A 19,351-nucleotide genomic window follows, 5' to 3' on the forward strand; every position below is an offset into this window, starting at 1 on the left:
ACTCGAAAATGGGCTCAGCGCGTGACGCGCAGCCCGGAATTGCTGCTGACCAGCATCACACGGTCGCCCGTGGTGAAACGCTGGTCGTCCGTTTGCACGACGACCAGCACTCGGCCGGCGCCGGTACGGACAACGATCTCGACGCCTGCGTGACGCTGCAGGACCGCCGACACCTTCTGGGTGATAAAGCCGGCACTCGCGCCGGCGATGGCACCGGCGATATAGCGGCCGTTACCGCCGCCGATCGTGCGCGAGCCGAGAAAAGCGCTCACGCCCGCGCTGAGCAGCGATGACAGGCCTGAGTTATCGGAGCCGCTGTCGATCGTGATGGTGCGAACGCTGACGACCGTGGCCGCCTCGATCGCTCCTGCGTGCTGTACGTCGTAACGCTGGTAGACATCGGGCGAACCGAAGTCGTACGACGCACACGCCGTCAAGAACGCAAGCAGCAGGATAGAGATGAGAAGCTTGAACATGACGATTGCCTCAAAAAAAGAGGGCAATCGCCCGTCAGGGAAATTGCCCTGACGGGGAAGCCGACACGTTGTCGGTAAAAGAAATGCGCACGGCCGGAGCCGGTGCGACTAGGTCGATGCGCCCAAGCGCGAGAAACAAGATCAGTGTAGGACTGTGCGCCAGCGCCGCGCGCCGAAATCGTTGCGAAAACCGCCCCGCTTTCCTCGGGACGAAAAAAAGCGCCTCCCGATCACTCGGGAGGCGCTGGTATCAGAAAAATGTGATCCCGGCTAGATGTATCCTGCGGCCCGGCTGAAATCGAGATTGCCCGGCCCTTCGTAGATGATGTCGACATCGATGGCAAGACACTGGCCACCTGCAAAATCGAATCGATCACCTGCCTTGATCGCGGCGATTCGGTCCGCCGTCTTACCGTAAACGACGAACCCCCATCGCTCCCCTTCGGCCATGCTGAACCGCGGAAACTGTATCGCACGCTTGAAGCGGATCACCGCATGCGGCAAATCAACGTCCCGAACGGTCTCGGTACCCGAGCGTCCCATGAGTAATGCTCCTCGAACTTGGGTAGCGCCCGACGGGCTACCACCCGTCGGATGAAAAAAAGGTTCATCGAGGATTACCGGGGAAGGCGGCGCGGATCTTGAGGAAGAAGTATTCATCGTCACGGTACCCGTAAGCCCGACGCTTGATGACCTTGATGGTGTTGTTGATGCCTTCGACGACGCTGGTATTGAGCGGATGGCGGCAGCGAGTCACGATTCCGTGCCAGTAGCCCTGCAAGCGCTCGGCGAACTTTTGCAGGGCGGCGATCCCGCTTTGCTGAGCCTGCTCGAACCATTGTTCCCAAGCCTTTTGCGCCCAGGCTGGCTTCTGATAGAACCAGAGCCGCTTGAGCTCGTCGCGTAACACGTAGACGCATAACAGCGACTGATTGGCCGCCAGCAACTCCTTCAGGTGCACGGCCTGATCTGGCTTGAGGTTGTGGCGGTTGCGCAGCAACAACCAGCGGCTGGACTTCAGAACTTTGCGGGCCGGCTTGTCATGTCGGAGTTGATTGGCCTGGTCCACTCGCACCCGATCTATCACTTCGCGGCCGTACTTGGCCACGACGTGGTACAGGTCGAAGACGATCTCCGCCTGCGGACACTGTTCCCTGATTTCGAGTTCATACGCCGTGGTCATGTCGATCGCCACCGCTTCAATACGCTTGGCAACGCCTTCGGGAAGCTGCTCGAAGAAGGCACGGGCAGTCTCGCGCGAGCGGCCCTGTCCGATCCAGAGCACCTGCCGGCTCATCGGCTCGACCACCACCGTGGCGTAGCGATGGCCTTTATGCAGCGCGAACTCGTCCATCGCCAGATAGCGGATCGTTGACCAGTCGGGCTCGCGCACACGCGCCCGCAGACGCATCTTGTCGATCGATTTGACCGTGTGCCAGCCCAGGTCGTAGAAGGCCGCCACGGCCTGCACGCTGGCCGCTTGCAGCAGCTTCTCGCAGGCCTTGGCGAAGCGCTCCGTCACTCGCTGGTAGCGGCCCAGCCACGCCAGCTTCTCCAGTCGCGGGCCGCCGCAGCGTTCACACCAGACTCGGCGGCGCGGAACGTGCAGCACCACCCGGTATTCGAACAACGGCAGGTCACGCACCCGGCGAACCGTTGTCTCGTGGATTTGCTGGCAGCGTGCACCACATTGCTCGCAATACATGACCTTGCTGATCGGCTTCAAATACAGCGACAGCGTGCGGCCGTCGCCTTCCGGCCATTCCACACGCTCCAACCGGTAACCCGTCCAGCAGCCCAGTGCCTGAAGTGCCTTGCGATCGAGCAATTGCTTCTCCTGACGTCCTTAAAGTCAGGCGTCAGGTTACGCAATCGCTCTAAAACCCTCCACGGTTTCCTACGATGAACCGAAAAAAAGCCGCCTCGAAACGAGGCGGCCAAGTCAAACTGCTGCCGTCGACTTCCGGCTCTTGCGAGCCTTCGGCTTTTTCGGCGCGGGCGCCTCGTAGCCGAAGCGTGCCCACGCGGCGGGATCGATCGGTATCGGGCTGGTTCGGCCTGTCTCCAGGTTCACAAAGCTGCCCGAATACTTGAGCGACCCCGTCCGATACAGCGTCCAGAGCAGGTTGTACGCCTGCACCGAGATCGCCTGATTGATGACCAGAGACTGCTTGCGCAGCGCATCGGCCATCGAGCAGGACGGAGTGTCGTCAGCCTTGTCGTTCTTGGCGTTCAGCAGTTCCGGGAACAGATCGCCCACGTGGGGCAACCGGTCGTGCCGGGCCTTGCCGAACTCCCCGAGAATGATCTGGCCACGATCCGTCTCATTGCCGCAGTCGAGGTAGTAACGACAACTCCCCCGCTTCGCTGACTGCACGATGGCGTGTCGCGCGCGACGTGAGTCGACGCACCCCACCACGATGTCGGCGACGATCCGCACCGACGAATCGACACGCCGCGGCTCCGCGACCCAGTTGGTACCCATCAGGTTGTTGAGCCGATTCACGAGCAGCAGCGCCTTGTAATGCCCGACGTCATTCGGATAGAACCCCTGCCGCCCGACATTCGTTTCGCTGACCGTGTCGTCGTCGTACACCGTGCACTCGATCCCGCCAGGGTGGCCGAGCTCGATCATGGCGTGATGCAGCCGCGCGAGACTCGGAAGAAATGCGCTCCCGGTTCCGCCGGCTCCAACCACCACAACACGCCAGGGCCGGCGGATCATGTCGACCGGAATACTGTGCGTAATCGCCTCGTTCATCACACCACCTCCATCATCAGCGCGGCTGCCCACGACTCGGGCGCGCGTTCGAACTTCTCGAAGATTCCCTTCGCGCAAAGCCGCAGCGCGACGGACGGCGTACGATCGCAATGGCCCAGCACGAGCGCAAACTTCACGTCATGCTGGTCATCCTGGTTGTCCGTGCGCGAGAAGAACGCCGGGCCCGTGCCATGGGAATGGCAATCCACCACCAGCCATTCGCCGTCTGCCAGTCGCGGCCGCTCATAGAGCAGATGCCCCGGCCCGTGCGACAACGATGGCAACGCAACGATGCGAAACTCACTGGTCACGCTGTTCCAGACAATCCACGCGCCGACCTCGTTTGGCAACGCCGCCCGGGCCATCGCATGAAACTGAGCGACGAGCGCGGCCGGAATCTGCCCGCACAAGAGCGCCGTCGTCTCTTCGACCTTCCCGTACGGGACAGCGGTCGAGACTGCGTATTGCGCGAGGCGACGCACCACGCGCACCCAGGGACGCAGGACTTCGAGATAGACGCCATCCGATGCGATGAGCAGGCGCTCACCCGGACGCGTCATGGGGGCAACGGCCTCCCGCGACGGAACCATCACCGACGGGAACGACTGCTGGAGAACGGTATCGAGCGGGTTCATGCGCCCCTCCCGAATTTGCCGTTGACCAGCTGCTCGAGCGTTCGTTTCATCGGCACCAGCGCATTGAGCGGAAACGCCTCACCGAACTTGCCGTCGAGCATGTCGCGCCAGAACGCGTACTCGCCATCCTTGTACTCGATCCGTTTGCCGCCTGCGTTCGGATGCGTGAAGGCCGAATCGAAGAACCCGGCTTCCCAGCCATCGATCGACGCCACATCCACACGCTTCGGAACCTGAGCACTGCCGATGCAGATCCGACCCATGTCCCAGGTGTTGAAGTACGGCGGCTCGAACAGCGGCGTCTCGCGTACGGGGCGATCGCTGCATGCCACCGCAAACACGCAAAAGCCCTGATTCGAGGCCTGGAACACCAGCCCGGGATGCGGAACCACGGCGCTTCGCTTACCGAGGTTCTCGCATTCGAAGAACACCCGTCGCATCGCTGGCGGACACCACCAAGTGACTGCTTCCGGCGAAACCCCGAGCACCGTCGCCGGCAAAAACTCCGCCCGCGGGGCGACGTGTTCGGCGAGATGCTGAAGCGTTTGAAGAAGCACCTTCCGGTCAAGCGGACGACCGGCGCCAATGACGGGTCGACCGCTTTGGCGGTCAGCGATGACAGCGTGGGCTGTCGCAAAATGCGCACCATCCTTGCCGGTATAGAGCAACAGCGCTTGCGACAACGCGACATCAGAGCCAGTTCTGCCGGCCGAGATACCAGACATAACACACTCCTTTAAGTAGGTTGGCTCACCAGCGCAAGAAGCCGGTCGAGGTGAGTGAGAATTCGAAACGCCAGTGCCAGATCGGCGTACTGGCGGCGGATAGCCTTCGGGGTCGACGCCAGCCGGGAGAACCCGCTGTAGGTCGTCGCATCCCCGCATTGAGCGGCACCGTCAAAGTGATGGTCGAGAAGGTCGCCAACAAACTCGTTGTCCTCGACGATCACCGAACAAATTCCATAGACAGGATTTGTGTCGTAGCTCACGTGAAACAGATCTCGCGTTCGGCTACGGCGCATCAGCGCACGGAGGTTGAGAACCTGGGTGCATACGCGCCGAGGCATGCCCCTGCTGCGAGCGCGAAGCCGCACCAGCTCCGGGTCCGTCAGGGCGCGCCGATCACGCCACTTACCGCCGCTAAACACACACGGATCAGCGTCGTCCGGGCAAAGCGCCGGCCGAACAACCGAAGGCAGATACGCTGCACGGGTTTCGGTGTCGTCCTCGAAGCGTTCCTTCAGCGCTTCGTCCGCATCCTTGTCTGAAATGTTCGGATCGGCGTCCCAGTACCAGCACGAAAATTCGTATATGAACCAGTCAGGCAGGCGGATGAACATCGTCCGGGCCGATGCGCGATACACCGTGGCCATCACCGTCCGGAAGAGCAACGGGTGGGCCGACCGCAGTGTCTCGATCGCCTCTTCAAGCGAGTAGACCCACTCGTCTTCAAGACCGAACCCGAAAAATAGCGGCGTCGGATCCTCATCGTTGTTCCCGTTACCGAGGCCATCGAGAACATCACGAACCGCATGCGCGTCGAACAGATGCGGCGTGAATCGCAGCCGGGAAAACTGCCCAAGCTGGCGTCGCGTCCACGCATGAAACGCCTGCTGGAACGCGTCGCCGGCGTCGGCCGGATCATGAGCATCGCCTGCGCGTAACGGCCCGTACTGGAAATGCTTCAGGACCAAATCGGACAGGTTCACGTCTTCACGCCACTTCAACCGAACCGCCTGCGGCACCTCCGTCGAGAACGACGGAAGCGTCAGAAGATCAGCGGCAGGTCGACGTCGGGCAGGGGCAGCGCGTGGCGGTTGCCAGCGCGCGGCCGAGCCAGCTGCGATGCTTGAATCAGGGAGTGCAGGATCGAAGAACATTTCCGCATTTCCTCGTCATATAAAAAAACCGGCCTTTCGGCCGGCTCCTGTTTGTTGAAGCCACCATCCGGATCGGACAGGGCCTTGAGTAGAGCGTCCTTACGCATAGGCGCCTTTGGCACCCGCCGCGCGAACGAACGTGTAAGACATGACCTCGCCCTTGATTTGCGGGCCGTCGACGGCGGCCGTCGTCAGCTCCGGATACTGGGCGGTGTACAGATCCCGCACCTGATCGGGCGAGAACGCCGCGCCGGGATCCATCAAGGCCATGCCGTTGTAGAGGAATTCACGAACAACTGCTGCGATGCTGATCGACATGAGATAGCTCCTTAATCAAGCAAGGACGCGAGATCGGTGCCGGCCGGCTTCGACTCGGCAACCGAGGCCTGCGGCGCGGACGGTGCCGGTTGATTGCCGTCATCGTCGCTGTCGTCATCCTCGTCTTGCGCACCGCTTGCTACGCCGGCCGCCGGCACCTTCGAACCCTTGGTCAGGGCCTTCTGCGCCTTCGTCACCTGCGTCGCCTTCTGCTCGTCCAGGATCGCGTTCGTTGCCGCTACCTGCTCCTCGAGCGACTTGTGTGCCGTCGAGTAGGAGGTGACCGCCGCGGCGAACCCTTCATCCAACTCCGCAGCCGTCGCCTTCAGGATGAGCGGTTGACGCAGCGTGGCGTCCTTGCCGCCTTGCGGCGTCAGGAACACCACGACGTTGTCGCCGTCCATCGCGAGTGACAGCGTCAACTTCTCAGCCGAACGGATCAGCGGTTCGAGTGCTTGAAACATGAAAGTCTCCGGAAAATGAAAAGCGCCGCACGATGGCGGCGCAAATGAAGGCGGGAACGGCGCATGGCCGCCCCGCATGTCAGAACTTGAGGACCTTCGGGATCTTGCCGGCGTAGTCGAAACCGCTGACGTTGAGCAGCGCCTCGACCACTTCCGACTTCGACTTCGAGAACACCTTCTTGAAGTCGTCGCCCATTGCGATACGCAGCCCGATTTCGTCGGCCACGACCATCATCTCGGCCTTCGTCAACAGCTCGAGGAAGGTCTTGTCGAGCTTCCAGTGCTTCGCCAGATCCAGCTTGTGTTGCTTGCAAAGCTGCGTCAGGTACGACACGTCGAGCCCTTCGATCGCGGAAAGCAACATGCCGGTCACGAGATCCGCCTGTTGCTGCTCGCTTGTCGCTTGCACCAGATCGACCGCCTTCGCGAGATCGCCAGACGGCACCTTCTCGTCGGTCATCTTCTCGAACACGAGCCGGAAGGTGTCATCCTTGATCTGCCGGGCGTATCCAGCCAGGACGATCGCGATCAGGTACTGACGTGCGAGCATGCCGTTCGCCCCGATATCGCGACGAAGCGCCTTGCGCCAGACGGCGACACGGTATTGCTTCACCTTGTCGGATTCCGCGACGACCGTGACGGCTGCCGGTTCGGACTTCGAGCCGCCCGCCTTTGCGGCGCCCTTCTCGGGCGCGGCCCCGGCTTTCGCGGTTGCCGCTGACTGATTCGCCGCCTTCGCCGCTTGAATCCGTGCCGCAACCTTCTTCATGTTGCACACGGTATCGAAGCATTGACCGCGAAACACCTTGCCGATCGAATCCGGCAACGCGCTCACCGCGGCGCCATAGTTCTGGCACGAGTGACAGGCCTTCGCCTGATCTTCGCCCACACCGTTTGGACCATCGACCGCAATCTGCACGCGGGTATGGTTGTCGCCCGCGCGCACGATACGAACGAGGGGGAACTCGTCGCGCAGGCCCGCGGCCGTTGCTTCGAGTTGTTTCTCGGTCTTCTCGTTGTAGCAGGTGCGGTTGGTGCAGTTACCATCCGCAATCGACTCACCGAACAATGCAGACTGCGTCGACGAGTTGTGCGGGCAGCTGGTGCACTCTCCCTTGTCGAAGATCGCTGCGTTCAGCGAGCACGACACCGACTCGACCAGCTTCTTCACATCGGCGACCGACCGCTTCTCGGCGACGATGACGGGCAGGACCTTGTCTTGATTCTCTTTCGAGATTGCGGCGAGCAGCTCGGCGTGGCCGAGGATGATCTTCCGCGTATTGAGCGCTTCCAGCACGCTCACGCTGCAGTTCATGAGGGCAAGACGGCTATTGAGCGTCTGAAGGCTCCAGCCGATGCGGCGGGCGGCCTCTTCCCGGTCGCCCTTGTAGCGGCCGACCATCTTGGCCGCCTCGACCGCCTCTTCGCCAGGCGACATGTCCGCGCGCTGGATATTCTCCACCAGCGCGATTTCCTGTGCCTCGATCTCATCGACATACTTGATCGAGACCGGCATGGCATAGGTCTCACCGTGAACTTCCATCGCGGCCTTGTACCTGCGTCCGCCGGCGATCAGCTGAAATGTATCGTCGTCGAGCGGACGCACGAGCACCGGAGTGTCGACGCCGCGTGCGCGCACGGAGGCCCGCATTTCTTCCATCTCCGCATCATCGAAGTAGGTTCGAGGGTTCGGACCGAGGACGATGCGACCGAGTGGAATGGTGGGTTGTTGAAGATTGGCGTGTTGCATGACAGGTTCTCCAGAGTGGGAACCTGCCCCCTGTCGGGAGTGGTTCCCGATGGGGTTGATAAGCAATGATTGCCAGCGTAGCCGGCGGGGTCGATGCGTCAGAGACGCGATAGATGGGACAACGATACCGCTCGAATAACGGACGAGCGTCAGGAAAGCGCTGAATTTCAGCCTAGCTTTCGAAAAAAAGGCCCGATCATAAAGATCGGGCCGGGTTCAGGAGACTGTCGCTAAAACAAGGTCATCTGGTCGATCGCCGCAAAGATCGCGGCGTGACTGGTCTGCACGACAGCAGCCTCGAACAGCTCGGAGATCGACGTCGGATCGTTCATGGATTGAGCGATCACCTCTGGCTCGGCAACGGCGATGTCGCCGACTTCGTCATCCACCAAAGGTCCCGACACGCATGACTCGATCGTATCGGTAACCACCGGCTCCGGCTCGGACACGTCTTCCGCCGGCGGGGTGTCCGCTGTCGACGCCTCGATAGCGAGCGCCGCCGTGGAGAGCTCGCGCTCGCGTCGGCGCAGTTTCCATCGCCAACCGCCCATGATGTGAGCCGGCGTACACCAAACACCCCATACCTCGCCGGTGAGCGTGTTGCCATGCACGACGATCGCGGGAATATGCAGCAACGACAGCTGCAAATAGGTCATGTGGACGCAGACCGGGTCGATGTCCACGCAGGTCGCATGCATCGTCTGCTGATAGTTGTGACCAGCGGCCGCGAGCGACTCGGCCGTCGCGACGACCATGCCGCCGGCACCGCACGCCGGTTCCCGCATCCGCAGGAATCCGTGCTGCTGGATGTGCGGTTGGCCGTCACCGGTCATCAGCATCGCCATCAGGCGCGACACGTGGTACGGGGTGAAGAACTGCCCGGCCCGGGCGTTCCCCAGCTCCAGCATCATATAGGTTTCGCCAAGAACGTCAGCCATACCATCAAAGACAGGTACGGCGTGCGCCCCGGCTTTCTTCAACACCTGCATCCGATGCTCGAATGACAGCGTCAGCGCGCCAAGCATGCGGGGAAACCGCTCGACGTCTTCGCGCTCGTACTTCCCAACGATTTCTAGATAGCGCTTCTCGCGCGCCTCGAACTGCGTGCGATCGACGCTGTTGCTGATCGACAGCGCGGCCAACTCGACGAAGTCGGCAAACACGGTATGCGTGTGCTGGCCGTACGAGAACGCCTTGATCATTTGCACAAACTCGCGCTGATACGGATCTGCGGTCTGGTCGTGCTTGCGTTCTGCGCTCTTGCGGCTCATGCAAGCACCTCGCAGGCGCCGATATGCAATTGGGACATGATGCTCTCCAGGGATGAACGGGAGAGCACGCCCGACGGGAGTGGTCCCGTCTGGGTGATATGGGAGGCCGCCGGCGGCAGACTCAGGTCGATGCGTCAATGACGCGGTAGGTGGAAGAATCGTATCGCGCGGTCGCCCATCACTGGCCGGGCAATGGGGTGGATATCGCAGGAGCTTTTGCCAGCCGTGCGTAGTGCAAGGCGAGCAAGATACTCACAATTTCCCTGAACAAGGTTGTGGAAAAGTCCCGGAAGACCGCACCGGGCTGGACGGAGCGCTCCCTGCACATTTTTTAGGCAAGACGCCATCCGGCTCAACCGGTTGAAGGGGCAAACCCGGAAAGCTCGAGAAAAACGTATAGCTTTTCCAGATTAGACGACCGGTTGACGGACGCTATGGCGGTCGCGGGAAAGCTAACCGAATTGAAGTGGCTTTCCGACTGAGCACGTGATGCCCACTGGCCACAATCGAACTGACGGCCATTGCCCCAGCATTTCATTCTGAGGGGGTAATCACGTTCCATTAGTCCGGCGGTTCCTCGCGCCTGCCGGCTTGCATTCGGGAAACCTCCAATCCGAGCCCTTAACCATCATGCAACGTCTCGTTCCCGTCTCAATCATCGCCATGCTAACCGTCGACCTTGCGATGGTCTTCACTCGGCTCAGCCCACGCACCAGAATGATCTGCGCATGCGCATTGGCGGGATTGTTCGCCTGCGGGTGGGCGATCGGGGAAATTCTTCGACTGATTGGACAGTGGCGCGACCAACGTGACGCCAATGAGAAGATGCTGATGGAACAACGTTTCCCTTTTTGCCACGTCACCCGCCTGTCGAGTGGCCAATGGTTTCTGACCGAGAAGGCGACCGGTCGAGAATACCGCCCATCCGAAGTGGCTAAGCCCAATGCGTGATGCGCGAGGAGACTCCGGTCGTCGAATGGAACATTCGCGCCGTCATTGTTCTGCCTAGGCCGCGAGCCGCTCCTGCATGCTCGGCGCCCCGGACGATTCACACCAAAATGCATTCACCTTCGCAACGATCCGGGCCACCGTCGCGCGCGGCGCCCGCCTCAGCTGCCGATCGTAGAGCGCCAGCAAACCGCCGATCGCGGCCGCCGAGGATTCCGTTGTCACCGCACATCGTCCAGCGATCACCGCATCCGCGTCGATTTCGTTGATCGCATCCTGCGCTGCCGCAAACGTCGCCCGGCTCTCGCTTCCGTCACCTACCCTCGCCTCCAACAGAAAGTGTGCCGCGACAAGCGCATGGGTCAGCACAGCCAGCGTATGGCGATCGCCCTGACCGGCCCGCAGCGTGCTCAGCGCGAGATAGCACTCGAGCGCGATTCCGTCACGATCCGCGGCAGGGATCGGCAACAGATCGGACTTGGATCGAATCGCGGACTTTGGCTTCATGTAGGAGGCTCAGGCGTTTGTAATGTCCAGTGATTACGGCATCCGGCAGCGCACGCTTTAGCCGATTGGCGGCGACGGATCTTGACATTGGTCTGCGATCGGCAAGATGGATGCATGCTCAATGCCAATGGAGGCCGATATGCAAGGCAAATCTCTCTTTCTCGATCGCGCAGTCTCCCGTTCACACGACTGGGCGCCGCGCTTCCCCGCGCTGTCGATGGCATGCCGCGAAGCCGGCTCGATTTCGCGTGGCCGCCAGGTAGTGGTCGCGGCTGCCGACGATGACGGCATTCGATGCACGTTCTTCACGAACCTCGGCGCGGTGCTGGAATTCAGTGCGACGTGGGCCGAGCTGGAGCGGGCGCGCACCTGGTGGCATTTTGTCCGTCAGTGGAATTTCTGGATCGTCGACCGGCCGGAGTCGATGCGCAGGATTTTCACTCGCTCGCCCAGCGACGATCGCACCGTGATCGTCATTCCGACAACCGTTAACCGACACGATAGCGACGACTATCTCCGGTATCTGAAGCGCGTCGAAGCGGCCGCGCGCAGCACGGTCGTCTGGTCCCCGACAACTGCCTGACAGCGCAAGTTACCGAGTCGTGAATCTAATTGGGGACAATCTCTGTTTATTTCCCCTTTGTCTGTCACATAAAAGCGGCAATAATGCGCCGGTCACGACCTTATTTTCATATTACAAATGTTGGAGCAGCTTTATCCCTGCGACCACTGTGGAGGGCGGGCCACGATCGGGCGGTCGCAACGGCTGATCGATTGCCCGGAGAACCACGCGTTTGATTTCAGCCAGTTCGGTCGTTTTGGCGGGCCGCCATGTCTGGGAGACGTGCTGCCGCGCCCGCCCGAAGCGCCGCTGACCGAGAAGCTCGTCTGCATCCACTGCACAGGCTGCGGATTGTCGACGCAGTGGGAGCCGATCGGCGATGACGAGATCGCGGCCAAGACGCGCTGCGCGCAAACGTGGAACCGGCGCCTGAGCCGGCCGAAGGCGGGCGAAAGCGATCTGCAAACACTGATCGAACGCGAGCTCGGCGCATGCGATGCGCAGCTGGTCCTCGACCTCTTGTCTCGTGCCGAGGGCGACTGGGCCACGCTCGGCCCCGTGTTCAAGATCCTCGCGCAACGCATCGTCGACGCTGCCGTCGTCACCATCGACACGTGGCCGATCTCCCCGGTGCTCGAAGACGCCGCGCGATACCGGAAGCTCGTCCAGCTCGCAAAGTGGGTGGAAATCGACGGGCACGACTATGTGCAGTTCCCGAAAATTTCGTCGCCTTCCGAACACAGGGACTTCTTGTTCGAAGACCGGATCGCGATGGCCGTCGACGCGATGCCCGATCGGGATCGCTGGTGAAAAAAAGGTTCTTCGTAGATTTCCGTGGACGTCGTTGCCTGCTAGCCAAAGGCAGCGTTCACGAAATGAACCCCGGGTCGCAACCGTTGCTCAACGCGTGTGGGAAAGATGCACGGCGCAACTGTCTAAATTGACCGGCCGCTGACCCGCCGCATTGCGATGAATCCGCACTTCTGCACCGCAGGCGCACAATAGCCCCACGTATCGCTGCAGAGCCATTTCCGGCCGAGGGCGCTTCGGAAGGGAGTTCCCATGCTAACGCTCGCCGATGAAGAGGCCCATCTACGCAGCGCCAACGACCATCTCCGCAACGCCGTCTACCTCATTTCAGCTCAGCAAGACCGAGTGGAACGTCAGAGGGCGGCGGGGCTCGATACAGTCGTGAGTGATGCGCTCCTCAGTCTGATGAATGCAACGCTTCGTAACTTCATCCAGCACCGCCTAGCTATTTGCGAAGCGGTTAAGAGAGCCCGCGTCGGTGACGCCTCCCGCGCGACACGCTTAAGCGCAGGACGCGCGTCGTAGTCTGCGATTTCCGGCCTTCAACGGATTGACCTGCGCTCGCCAAACGCCGATGTTCCTCCCGTGTGCCCCCCGGAAATCCGCGATGAGCCAAAAAAAAGCCGGCGCAAGCCGGCTTGAAAAGAGTTCTAGCCATATCCGAGGGCCGAGCTAGAACCTGAGAGACAAGTCCATCTTACCGAACGTGCCATCGGCGCAGCGGGCATAACACGCTCTATTTCACCCCTCATTTCGACGTGCAGCGATTCTGCCGAACGCTGCACGCTTCAGCGCCTACTTCCGATTCTGAGTCGACGCGAGCAATCGATAGAGCGCTTGCCTCGAAATCCCGAGTGCTGCCGCTGCATGGCTCTTGTTGCCGGCGGCGGTCCGCAATGCGGCCTCAACCGCATCCACAGTGGGCAGTTGCTTACGCATTGCCTCCTGCCGCGCGAACGTCGACAGGTACGCATTCGCCTTCGATTCGCGGCTATGCCCGGCGGCCGCCACCACGCGGCGCTTCGCCTCTTCGTGCGCCTGGGGATCCGGCCGGACCGACGCCCCCTTGACTGGCGCCGGGACCTCAGCGACCTGCTCGTATAGCGTCTGCAGGTATTCGTGGCGCAGACCATGGCTCGTAATCCCTAGCCCGTTCTTCGTCACCCCATGCTTGCCGAGAACGTAGTAGTACCAGTCCCGCCACTGCTTGAGCGTGCGGCCGGCCGGAATCGTCGACCCCGATGAACCGTTACTGAGCCGAGCCGCCTCTTCCAGAATCGAGATCTTCCGCTCGATCGGCACTTCACGCGGGCGCCCGCCCTTCGTGCCACGTGTAACGGCCAGCGTCTGCGGATTGCGCACCGCCTCGAGCGGCCGCAGCAAGAAACTCTCCTCGACCCGCAATCCGAATGCTGCCTGCAGCTTGAGCTGCACAGCGGTATACGGACAGGTCGACGCGACTTCATCGATCTTCGCTACAGCGTCCACATCATGCGCCACCCACGACTTGTCCTCAGTCGCCACGTAGCTGCGCACCAGGCCAGCGCCTTGCCGGTCCACGTAATCGCCGAGCGTACCGACCAGATTGGTCTTGCCCATCCACAGTGCGATTGCCCGCAGGTAGGTGAGCTTGTTCTCGATCCGACCACCTGACTGCCCCGCATCGACCCATCGCGTGATGAGATACTTCACGTGCTTTTCCTTCAGCGACCACGGGCTCTGCAATGCGAAGCCGCCTTCGCGCAGCTCAACGAACGCCTTACAAAGAGCGGCCGCGCGGTTTTCCTGCGTCCTGATCGAGAGCGCCCGCGTGCTAATGCGTGTCGTGCTATGGATGTCCGCAACGTGCTGATCGAAAAGCACCAGCAACGCATCGCGAAATTCGGGCGACAGCCGATAGCGGCCCACAACCGCTCGAACGTTGAGGATCACAGCCACGCATTTGCTCCTTGCGGCCCACGCCGCACCTTCGTTGATTCGTTACCGCAGCGCGTTCGCGACGCCCCTACCTGACGCCGTCCCCGAACACGTTGCGGCTCATCCCGCTTCGCCGGATTCCGCCGGCTCGGTCTTGCGTCTTCCAGTCCTTTAGCGATTTCCATCCGATCAGCCCGGTGCATGGGAAGTGCATGCACGCCGACTGTCCAACCTGCTGCCTGAACAACTCGCCCCGCGCTTCGCAAGACGTCGTCATTCGTGCGCCCCTCATCGGTCGCGCTGCGCGGAGAAGCTCCGCGCGGGTACAGCTTCGTGGCTACCCTGCAAGCACGCCCGCTCACGTCGCGACACCCGCTGCTTTCGCGAATGCGCACGCCGCACCGAATGCCGGGTAATTCCTGTTGAGACCTTTCGGGTACGGTGGCTCAGACCGTTTTTTTCTCCCTGTCAGGGAATCGCGATACCGGGCCTTTGCCGGTCGCATGATTTCCCCCGCCCCCAAGCACACTCACGTCGGCCGCGGTGTATCGGGCTTCCTGAGTGCACCCAGCATCGATCGCTGAAAGGGCGTGTTCAGACTTGCAAGAGCGCTCGTAGAGCGTCCGGTGTCCGGGTCTCCACTTGTCCTCATGGTGTCCTGTGGCGACAAACCGTCGCCGATCGTATGGATATCGCACTGTCCAGCGGTCCTCACTGTGGACCGCTGTGTACTTGATCTGATTCAGAAAAAGGCCGCCTCGTTTTGCGGCCCGAACACTTGACTGCTTTTTGACGCCCATTGCGGGCCAAGAGGATGAGCGAGTGCCTTGCACTCGGTTTCGATGCGTCGATGACGCGGTAGGTAAGAAGAAGAATAGAGCGATTTGCGCCGGCTCGCCGATCGAAAGCTGACGGGAACCGGCGCGCTTTGCGCAACTTGACTTTGCGCATCGCTCGATAGACTGGATTCAGCACGATCTGACAGATAAGTGTCACTTGCCGTTCGGTACCCGCCGCTTCGGCACAAAGTGACACTTAACTGATAGATAAGTGTCACTTTCCGATGCCGATCAATCTCGCAAGGATCGAAGTGACATTTAAGTGTCAGATAAGTGGCACATGCCGCTTGGCGACCAATTTCTACCATATGGAGTCCTTGTGAAAACTTCCGTCTTCGCCGTCGATGTCGGCTATGGCAATACCAAGTACGCTCACCGTGCTGCAAACGGCGCGATCGCGACCGGCATGTTCCCGTCGCTCGCCCCACTTGCCGCGAGCCGCACCCTGTCCAACTTTGGTGAGGGTGTGCTCGCCTCACGGAAGATCGCCTCAATCGTAATTGACGACGTCGAGTACGAAGTCGGCCCAGATGTCTCGCTAACGGCCGCGTACGGCAATACCGGCCGCGCACTGTCCAATGACTTCGTGCTGTCGAACAACTACGCGGCCCTGCTTGCGGGCGCGATCCGCTTTGCCGGCGTGACGCACGTCGAGCGACTGGTGCTGGGTCTGCCCGTCCACAACATGCAGAAGTACTCCAACGAACTTAAGGAGCGCTTCGCGGGAGAGCTCGACTTTGGCACATCGCGCGCGACCGTCGACAAGGTGGTCGTGATCCCGCAGCCGCTCGGTTCGCTGGTCGCGGCGTCGGGCAACCGGCAGAACGAGTTCGGCCGAGACAGCGCACACCTGGTCATCGATGTCGGCTACTTCACCACCGACTGGGTGTACGCGAACGGCTTCACGATGGACGACAAGCGTAGCGGCGGTATTCCGGGCGGCGCTTCGCAGATCTACCAGCGCATCGCGGGGCTGATCTCGCGCGACCAGGGTGAGCAGGTCGATGACCTCGAACGTATCGACAAGGCATTGCGCGAGCGGACGACTTTCTTCTTCTACGGCTCGGATATCGATCTCGATCCGTATCTGGAGCGGTCGCAACCCATCATCGCTGCGGTCGTGAAGGAGATTCAAAACAATGTCGGCCAACTCACGAACGTTCGCTCCATCATTCTGTGTGGTGGAGGTGCGGCGTTGTATGCGGCCGTCATCCGAAGGGCGTTTCCACGCGTTCATATCGAAGTGATCGATACGCCCTGCCTCGCCAATGCGAAAGGCTTCCTGATCGTCGGGGAGGCCGGCCTCGCGCGGGAACGCACTCGTGAGACCGCAAAAGCATGAACGCGAAATTCCCGATGAAGGTGGTCATCGATGACGTAACCTGCCCGTTACTTTTTGCGCGCCTGTCGGCCGTCGAGTCCCCGCGAGCGCGGGCTGCGCTGTTGCGCACGCTTGCCGAAGCGGCTTGCCGCGGCACGGTCGTCGAGCCGCCTGCCGCGCGCGAGGCCGATGCGCTGGATCACCCCGCTGCCGTCGGGTCGGATAACGTCACCCAGCACGGACGTAACACGGGACCGACTGGCGCGGTCGACGTCGCGGCGCGCGTCCGCGGATCCGAACCACTGCCGACCGACAACGGGCACGACACGTCAGCGATCGCCGATCAGTTCTCGGCGTTCTACTAGCTGAACTTGACTTCGCCGCACCGCTGCGAAGATGGATACATAACACCGGTGTTCATGGCGCATATCGCGCTATGCACCGGTGCATAGAGGACACACACCATGCTGGAACTCATCGACTGGATTCGCCACGGCGAGCTGATCCACAAGCTGTCGTCGCCGTACCTTTGGCTCAGCTTTGTTGCAATGCGCGTCGCGGTCGAATACTTCTTCGCGGGTCTGGCTAAGCTGGAACATGTTTCTGGAGACCACCAATGAACAAGGTCACTGCGATCGCCTCGGCGGCGCATCGGTTGTACAAGCGCCTGCCGTTCCTGGTCCGACGCTTCATCCTCACATACGCCTTCGCCTTCGTCTGGCTCTTCGGCATCGTTCTGCATGCGCGTCACTATGGCAGTCTGGCCGAGCCGTTTCTCATCGTCGGAGCGATTGGCGCGGTGTGGGCGTCCGGCGCCTATAAGCTCTTCCTGTTCGTCCTCCGGATCGTGCTATAGGCTCCGGAAGGCCGTTGCCGATGCAGAATCGACGGACGAAAAAAAAGCGGCTCACCAAATGGTGAGCCGCTTCGCTTCAAGTTCAATGCCTACGACTGGCCGCCTTTTGCGCGAGCCATGCCATACAGAAGTCCACAGCCGGTTCGAACGGCTCGTCCCGCAACACGTAGCGGGCCTCGCCCTCACATTTCCGGTCGATGACGTCGAACGCTTGCGCTTTCGACAGCACCGTCGGCTGCCCGCCATTCGCCGCACCCGTGGTTGCGACGATCTCGAACTCTCCCAGCAACATACGAAAGGCCATCATCAGTCTCCGAATGAGGCCCGGCGCAATACGGCCCCGGCGGGGACGTATCCCCACCGGGCAAACAAGGCAATGCCAGCGATCGCCGGCGTTCAGGTCAAACTACACGGCACACTTTGCTTCCATCCGCGAGCGCGAGATTCCGCCGACGCGCTTCATCGCGCATCGCCCGTCTCTCTCGCGCCCGCTCATAACGTTGCGTCCTGCGCTTGTACTGCTGAGCCCACACATCGCAGAAATCCGCACCTTCCACCACCGAACGGACGATCGAGACGCGCTTTCCCAGACTACGAAGGCGATCGGCCAGGATATTGGCGTGATGCTCGCCCGGCCGATACCCGTGGCGCGCATCGATCCGGTCACGGTCAGCGTAGATGATCACGTGGTCGTAATCGCCCCAACGGATATCCGCACGCTCGAGGCCGCCGCAGTTCAGCAGGCTGCGAACCTCAATGCGATTCTGATACCGCGCGATCACCGCGAACCCCGTCTCCGAACCCTCGACCAGCGCGAGGGTCCGCGACCGTGTCGTGTTGAGCAGGACCGACGAACCAAAACTTCCGTCCGGCGCGCTCATCTCGAGCTTCGCTCGCTGCTTCCCTTTCTTCGTCAGAAAGGGAACCTTCGTGCCATCGGCCGTGAGGTAGGTTCGATGAAGGCGACGCGGCTTCCCGGCCGGCGAACGCGCACGCAGCAGCATGACGGGAAACTTTCCCTGCTTCTTTCCCCATGCATCGACGTACTCAATACCGGGGTGGTAACGCACATCTTTGCCGATCCATTCGATCTGCAGCCCCGGAATCCGCGTCGACAGATACGCCCATACTGGCGACTCCGCCGTGACGGGCCCTGCGCCATCCCATGCGACCTGCATCTCGCGACACTTCTGCTCGTCGCTTTTCTCAGGCCGGACCGGGACAGGTTTCACCTTGCGCGCCACCTCGACGGGAATGCCACCGTTATAGTTGCCGGTCTCGAGTTCGTAGTAGATCTCGCGATACGGCTTGCCTGTTACCTCATGGATGAGCTGCACGCCCGTGCCGCCCTTCGCACAGCGGGCGCAGTACCAGCCGCCCCTCGGATCCTTCTCGGGCGGGTAGAGCCGAAACGTTTCCTCGCCATCACACAGCGGGCACGCCCACCAACGCTTCTTGGCATCCCCCAGATAACGACTGTCGAGGTAATGCGGAAAGATGTTTGACCAGTTCAGGTCCTCGAGAACCAGCTTCTTCAGCTCTCGCATGATTCAGCCTCCTTTTGCGCTCTGGCAAAAACGTACTACGCAACTGCCCCATCAATCGATGCGGCAGCCACCACCGGTGGATCAAGCGCCCTCTCGCATCTCACGCCCTCCGCAGTCGCGTCGAATCGACGTGACATGGAGAGCACTGCGCTGCGCAAAAGGTGAAACCACTTCACATTCATAGGCACTCTCCTGTTTGGATTGCGGTTTTGGTCGATGCCTGAGACAGGCGTGGAAACGCTTGCTCAACCAAGCCGCGCGAGCGCGTCGGCTTGGTTCAGCAACATCGTGGGATGAACAGAGGGGAGAAGAATGTCCGCGTGTGACGTGCCGCGAGGCACATCACACGCGAAGGTGAGAGGAAACGGGAGGCGTGATGGAGTTGCCCCTGTAACTCAGGACACGCGGACACCGTTAGGTTGATGACACCGCATTACGCCTGAACTCGCGAGGCGAGCGGTATTTCAGGGCTCTGTGCGGGTGGCGCTCA

Annotated in this window: 22 protein-coding genes; 7 read left to right on the forward strand and 15 right to left on the reverse strand. The window is 61.3% G+C overall.

Going from position 1 to position 19,351, the window contains the following annotated elements; translation table 11 throughout:
- Positions 1 to 14 precede the first annotated feature (14 nt).
- The 11 genes from FFS49_RS29515 to FFS49_RS29570 form a co-directional block, all read right to left on the reverse strand.
- Positions 15 to 476 (reverse strand): hypothetical protein, encoded by a 462-nt coding sequence (locus tag FFS49_RS29515; protein WP_060091377.1) that lies wholly within the window; start codon positions 474 to 476, stop codon positions 15 to 17.
- A gap of 270 nt (positions 477 to 746) precedes the next feature.
- Positions 747 to 1,019, reverse strand: coding sequence for a hypothetical protein (locus FFS49_RS29520; RefSeq protein ID WP_060091379.1), 273 nt, complete (start codon positions 1,017 to 1,019; stop codon positions 747 to 749).
- A gap of 64 nt (positions 1,020 to 1,083) precedes the next feature.
- Positions 1,084 to 2,304 (reverse strand): ISL3 family transposase, encoded by a 1,221-nt coding sequence (locus tag FFS49_RS29525; protein WP_014723161.1) that lies wholly within the window; start codon positions 2,302 to 2,304, stop codon positions 1,084 to 1,086.
- 114 nt (positions 2,305 to 2,418) lie between these two features.
- Positions 2,419 to 3,237, reverse strand: coding sequence for a PRTRC system ThiF family protein (locus tag FFS49_RS29535; RefSeq protein ID WP_060092929.1), 819 nt, complete (start codon positions 3,235 to 3,237; stop codon positions 2,419 to 2,421).
- Positions 3,237 to 3,872 carry a PRTRC system protein A gene (locus FFS49_RS29540; protein WP_060092932.1) on the reverse strand — a complete coding sequence of 212 codons (636 nt, stop codon included), beginning with the start codon at positions 3,870 to 3,872 and terminating at the stop codon, positions 3,237 to 3,239. Before FFS49_RS29540 ends, FFS49_RS29535 begins: the two co-directional genes overlap by 1 nt.
- Entirely contained in the window at positions 3,869 to 4,597 is a 729-nt protein-coding gene (locus FFS49_RS29545) for a PRTRC system protein B (RefSeq protein ID WP_060092934.1), read from the reverse strand. Before FFS49_RS29545 ends, FFS49_RS29540 begins: the two co-directional genes overlap by 4 nt.
- An 11-nt stretch (positions 4,598 to 4,608) precedes the next feature.
- A complete protein-coding gene (locus FFS49_RS29550; RefSeq protein WP_060092936.1) occupies positions 4,609 to 5,751 on the reverse strand; it encodes a PRTRC system protein F in 1,143 nt (380 codons plus the stop codon).
- Positions 5,752 to 5,850: 99 nt separating this feature from the next.
- Positions 5,851 to 6,069: a PRTRC system protein C gene (locus FFS49_RS29555; protein ID WP_060092938.1), complete on the reverse strand. Its 219-nt coding sequence runs from the start codon at positions 6,067 to 6,069 to the stop codon at positions 5,851 to 5,853.
- A gap of 11 nt (positions 6,070 to 6,080) precedes the next feature.
- A complete protein-coding gene (locus FFS49_RS29560) occupies positions 6,081 to 6,533 on the reverse strand; it encodes a PRTRC system protein E (RefSeq protein WP_060092940.1) in 453 nt (150 codons plus the stop codon).
- A gap of 79 nt (positions 6,534 to 6,612) precedes the next feature.
- Positions 6,613 to 8,283 (reverse strand): PRTRC system ParB family protein, encoded by a 1,671-nt coding sequence (locus FFS49_RS29565; RefSeq protein ID WP_060092942.1) that lies wholly within the window; start codon positions 8,281 to 8,283, stop codon positions 6,613 to 6,615.
- A 230-nt stretch (positions 8,284 to 8,513) separates the two neighbouring features.
- The gene (locus FFS49_RS29570; protein ID WP_060092944.1) at positions 8,514 to 9,554 is read right to left on the reverse strand and encodes an N-6 DNA methylase; all 1,041 of its coding nucleotides are present in this window, start codon (positions 9,552 to 9,554) and stop codon (positions 8,514 to 8,516) included.
- Between the two features lie 630 nt (positions 9,555 to 10,184).
- On the opposite strand from FFS49_RS29570, the gene FFS49_RS29575 reads away from it, so the two are divergent.
- Positions 10,185 to 10,505 (forward strand): hypothetical protein, encoded by a 321-nt coding sequence (locus FFS49_RS29575; RefSeq protein WP_060092946.1) that lies wholly within the window; start codon positions 10,185 to 10,187, stop codon positions 10,503 to 10,505.
- 54 nt (positions 10,506 to 10,559) lie between these two features.
- On the opposite strand, the gene FFS49_RS29580 is transcribed toward FFS49_RS29575, so the two are convergent.
- Positions 10,560 to 11,009, reverse strand: coding sequence for a hypothetical protein (locus FFS49_RS29580; protein ID WP_060092948.1), 450 nt, complete (start codon positions 11,007 to 11,009; stop codon positions 10,560 to 10,562).
- 121 nt (positions 11,010 to 11,130) lie between these two features.
- Here FFS49_RS29580 and FFS49_RS29585 point away from each other — a divergent pair, with 121 nt between their 5' ends.
- Positions 11,131 to 11,592, forward strand: coding sequence for a hypothetical protein (locus FFS49_RS29585; RefSeq protein WP_226285507.1), 462 nt, complete (start codon positions 11,131 to 11,133; stop codon positions 11,590 to 11,592).
- Positions 11,593 to 11,709: 117 nt separating this feature from the next.
- The gene (locus FFS49_RS29590; protein ID WP_060092950.1) at positions 11,710 to 12,381 is read left to right on the forward strand and encodes a Lar family restriction alleviation protein; all 672 of its coding nucleotides are present in this window, start codon (positions 11,710 to 11,712) and stop codon (positions 12,379 to 12,381) included.
- Between the two features lie 795 nt (positions 12,382 to 13,176).
- On the opposite strand, the gene FFS49_RS29600 is transcribed toward FFS49_RS29590, so the two are convergent.
- Positions 13,177 to 14,319, reverse strand: coding sequence for an integrase domain-containing protein (locus tag FFS49_RS29600; protein ID WP_060092952.1), 1,143 nt, complete (start codon positions 14,317 to 14,319; stop codon positions 13,177 to 13,179).
- A gap of 1,137 nt (positions 14,320 to 15,456) precedes the next feature.
- On the opposite strand from FFS49_RS29600, the gene FFS49_RS29605 reads away from it, so the two are divergent.
- The 4 genes from FFS49_RS29605 to FFS49_RS29615 all read left to right on the forward strand — a co-directional run bounded on the left by FFS49_RS29605 (position 15,457) and on the right by FFS49_RS29615 (position 17,314).
- Positions 15,457 to 16,479 (forward strand): PRTRC system protein D, encoded by a 1,023-nt coding sequence (locus FFS49_RS29605; RefSeq protein ID WP_060092954.1) that lies wholly within the window; start codon positions 15,457 to 15,459, stop codon positions 16,477 to 16,479.
- The gene (locus FFS49_RS29610) at positions 16,476 to 16,823 is read left to right on the forward strand and encodes a hypothetical protein (RefSeq protein WP_060092956.1); all 348 of its coding nucleotides are present in this window, start codon (positions 16,476 to 16,478) and stop codon (positions 16,821 to 16,823) included. The genes FFS49_RS29605 and FFS49_RS29610 overlap by 4 nt, the downstream gene beginning before the upstream one ends.
- 99 nt (positions 16,824 to 16,922) lie before the next feature.
- A complete protein-coding gene (locus tag FFS49_RS42150; protein WP_171026856.1) occupies positions 16,923 to 17,078 on the forward strand; it encodes a hypothetical protein in 156 nt (51 codons plus the stop codon).
- Positions 17,075 to 17,314 carry a hypothetical protein gene (locus FFS49_RS29615; RefSeq protein ID WP_060092958.1) on the forward strand — a complete coding sequence of 80 codons (240 nt, stop codon included), beginning with the start codon at positions 17,075 to 17,077 and terminating at the stop codon, positions 17,312 to 17,314. The genes FFS49_RS42150 and FFS49_RS29615 overlap by 4 nt, the downstream gene beginning before the upstream one ends.
- An 82-nt stretch (positions 17,315 to 17,396) precedes the next feature.
- Here FFS49_RS29615 and FFS49_RS29620 read toward each other — a convergent pair whose 3' ends face one another.
- Together FFS49_RS29620 and FFS49_RS29625 are read right to left on the reverse strand one after the other, a co-directional pair.
- Positions 17,397 to 17,621: a hypothetical protein gene (locus FFS49_RS29620; protein WP_041490331.1), complete on the reverse strand. Its 225-nt coding sequence runs from the start codon at positions 17,619 to 17,621 to the stop codon at positions 17,397 to 17,399.
- A gap of 94 nt (positions 17,622 to 17,715) precedes the next feature.
- Entirely contained in the window at positions 17,716 to 18,861 is a 1,146-nt protein-coding gene (locus FFS49_RS29625) for a primase-helicase zinc-binding domain-containing protein (RefSeq protein WP_060092960.1), read from the reverse strand.
- Positions 18,862 to 19,351 lie beyond the last annotated feature (490 nt).

This window comes from Burkholderia sp. 4NA327C6, assembly GCF_005502655.1.
In the GTDB taxonomy this organism is placed as follows: domain Bacteria; phylum Pseudomonadota; class Gammaproteobacteria; order Burkholderiales; family Burkholderiaceae; genus Burkholderia; species Burkholderia contaminans.

Excerpts from the sequence above, each read along its gene's own strand:
- FFS49_RS29520 (WP_060091379.1), bottom strand. The coding sequence starts at position 1,019 with ATGGGACGCTCGGGTACCGAGACCGTTCGGGACGTTGATTTGCCGCAT.
- FFS49_RS29570 (WP_060092944.1), bottom strand. The coding sequence starts at position 9,554 with ATGAGCCGCAAGAGCGCAGAACGCAAGCACGACCAGACCGCAGATCCG.
- FFS49_RS29585 (WP_226285507.1), top strand. The coding sequence starts at position 11,131 with ATGCCAATGGAGGCCGATATGCAAGGCAAATCTCTCTTTCTCGATCGC.
- FFS49_RS29625 (WP_060092960.1), bottom strand. The coding sequence starts at position 18,861 with ATGCGAGAGCTGAAGAAGCTGGTTCTCGAGGACCTGAACTGGTCAAAC.
- FFS49_RS29580 (WP_060092948.1), bottom strand. The coding sequence starts at position 11,009 with ATGAAGCCAAAGTCCGCGATTCGATCCAAGTCCGATCTGTTGCCGATC.
- FFS49_RS42150 (WP_171026856.1), top strand. The coding sequence starts at position 16,923 with ATGCTGGAACTCATCGACTGGATTCGCCACGGCGAGCTGATCCACAAG.
- FFS49_RS29550 (WP_060092936.1), bottom strand. The coding sequence starts at position 5,751 with ATGTTCTTCGATCCTGCACTCCCTGATTCAAGCATCGCAGCTGGCTCG.
- FFS49_RS29620 (WP_041490331.1), bottom strand. The coding sequence starts at position 17,621 with ATGATGGCCTTTCGTATGTTGCTGGGAGAGTTCGAGATCGTCGCAACC.
- FFS49_RS29615 (WP_060092958.1), top strand. The coding sequence starts at position 17,075 with ATGAACAAGGTCACTGCGATCGCCTCGGCGGCGCATCGGTTGTACAAG.
- FFS49_RS29555 (WP_060092938.1), bottom strand. The coding sequence starts at position 6,069 with ATGTCGATCAGCATCGCAGCAGTTGTTCGTGAATTCCTCTACAACGGC.
- FFS49_RS29610 (WP_060092956.1), top strand. The coding sequence starts at position 16,476 with ATGAACGCGAAATTCCCGATGAAGGTGGTCATCGATGACGTAACCTGC.
- FFS49_RS29560 (WP_060092940.1), bottom strand. The coding sequence starts at position 6,533 with ATGTTTCAAGCACTCGAACCGCTGATCCGTTCGGCTGAGAAGTTGACG.
- FFS49_RS29545 (WP_060092934.1), bottom strand. The coding sequence starts at position 4,597 with ATGTCTGGTATCTCGGCCGGCAGAACTGGCTCTGATGTCGCGTTGTCG.
- FFS49_RS29565 (WP_060092942.1), bottom strand. The coding sequence starts at position 8,283 with ATGCAACACGCCAATCTTCAACAACCCACCATTCCACTCGGTCGCATC.
- FFS49_RS29515 (WP_060091377.1), bottom strand. The coding sequence starts at position 476 with ATGTTCAAGCTTCTCATCTCTATCCTGCTGCTTGCGTTCTTGACGGCG.
- FFS49_RS29540 (WP_060092932.1), bottom strand. The coding sequence starts at position 3,872 with ATGAACCCGCTCGATACCGTTCTCCAGCAGTCGTTCCCGTCGGTGATG.
- FFS49_RS29535 (WP_060092929.1), bottom strand. The coding sequence starts at position 3,237 with ATGAACGAGGCGATTACGCACAGTATTCCGGTCGACATGATCCGCCGG.
- FFS49_RS29575 (WP_060092946.1), top strand. The coding sequence starts at position 10,185 with ATGCAACGTCTCGTTCCCGTCTCAATCATCGCCATGCTAACCGTCGAC.
- FFS49_RS29590 (WP_060092950.1), top strand. The coding sequence starts at position 11,710 with ATGTTGGAGCAGCTTTATCCCTGCGACCACTGTGGAGGGCGGGCCACG.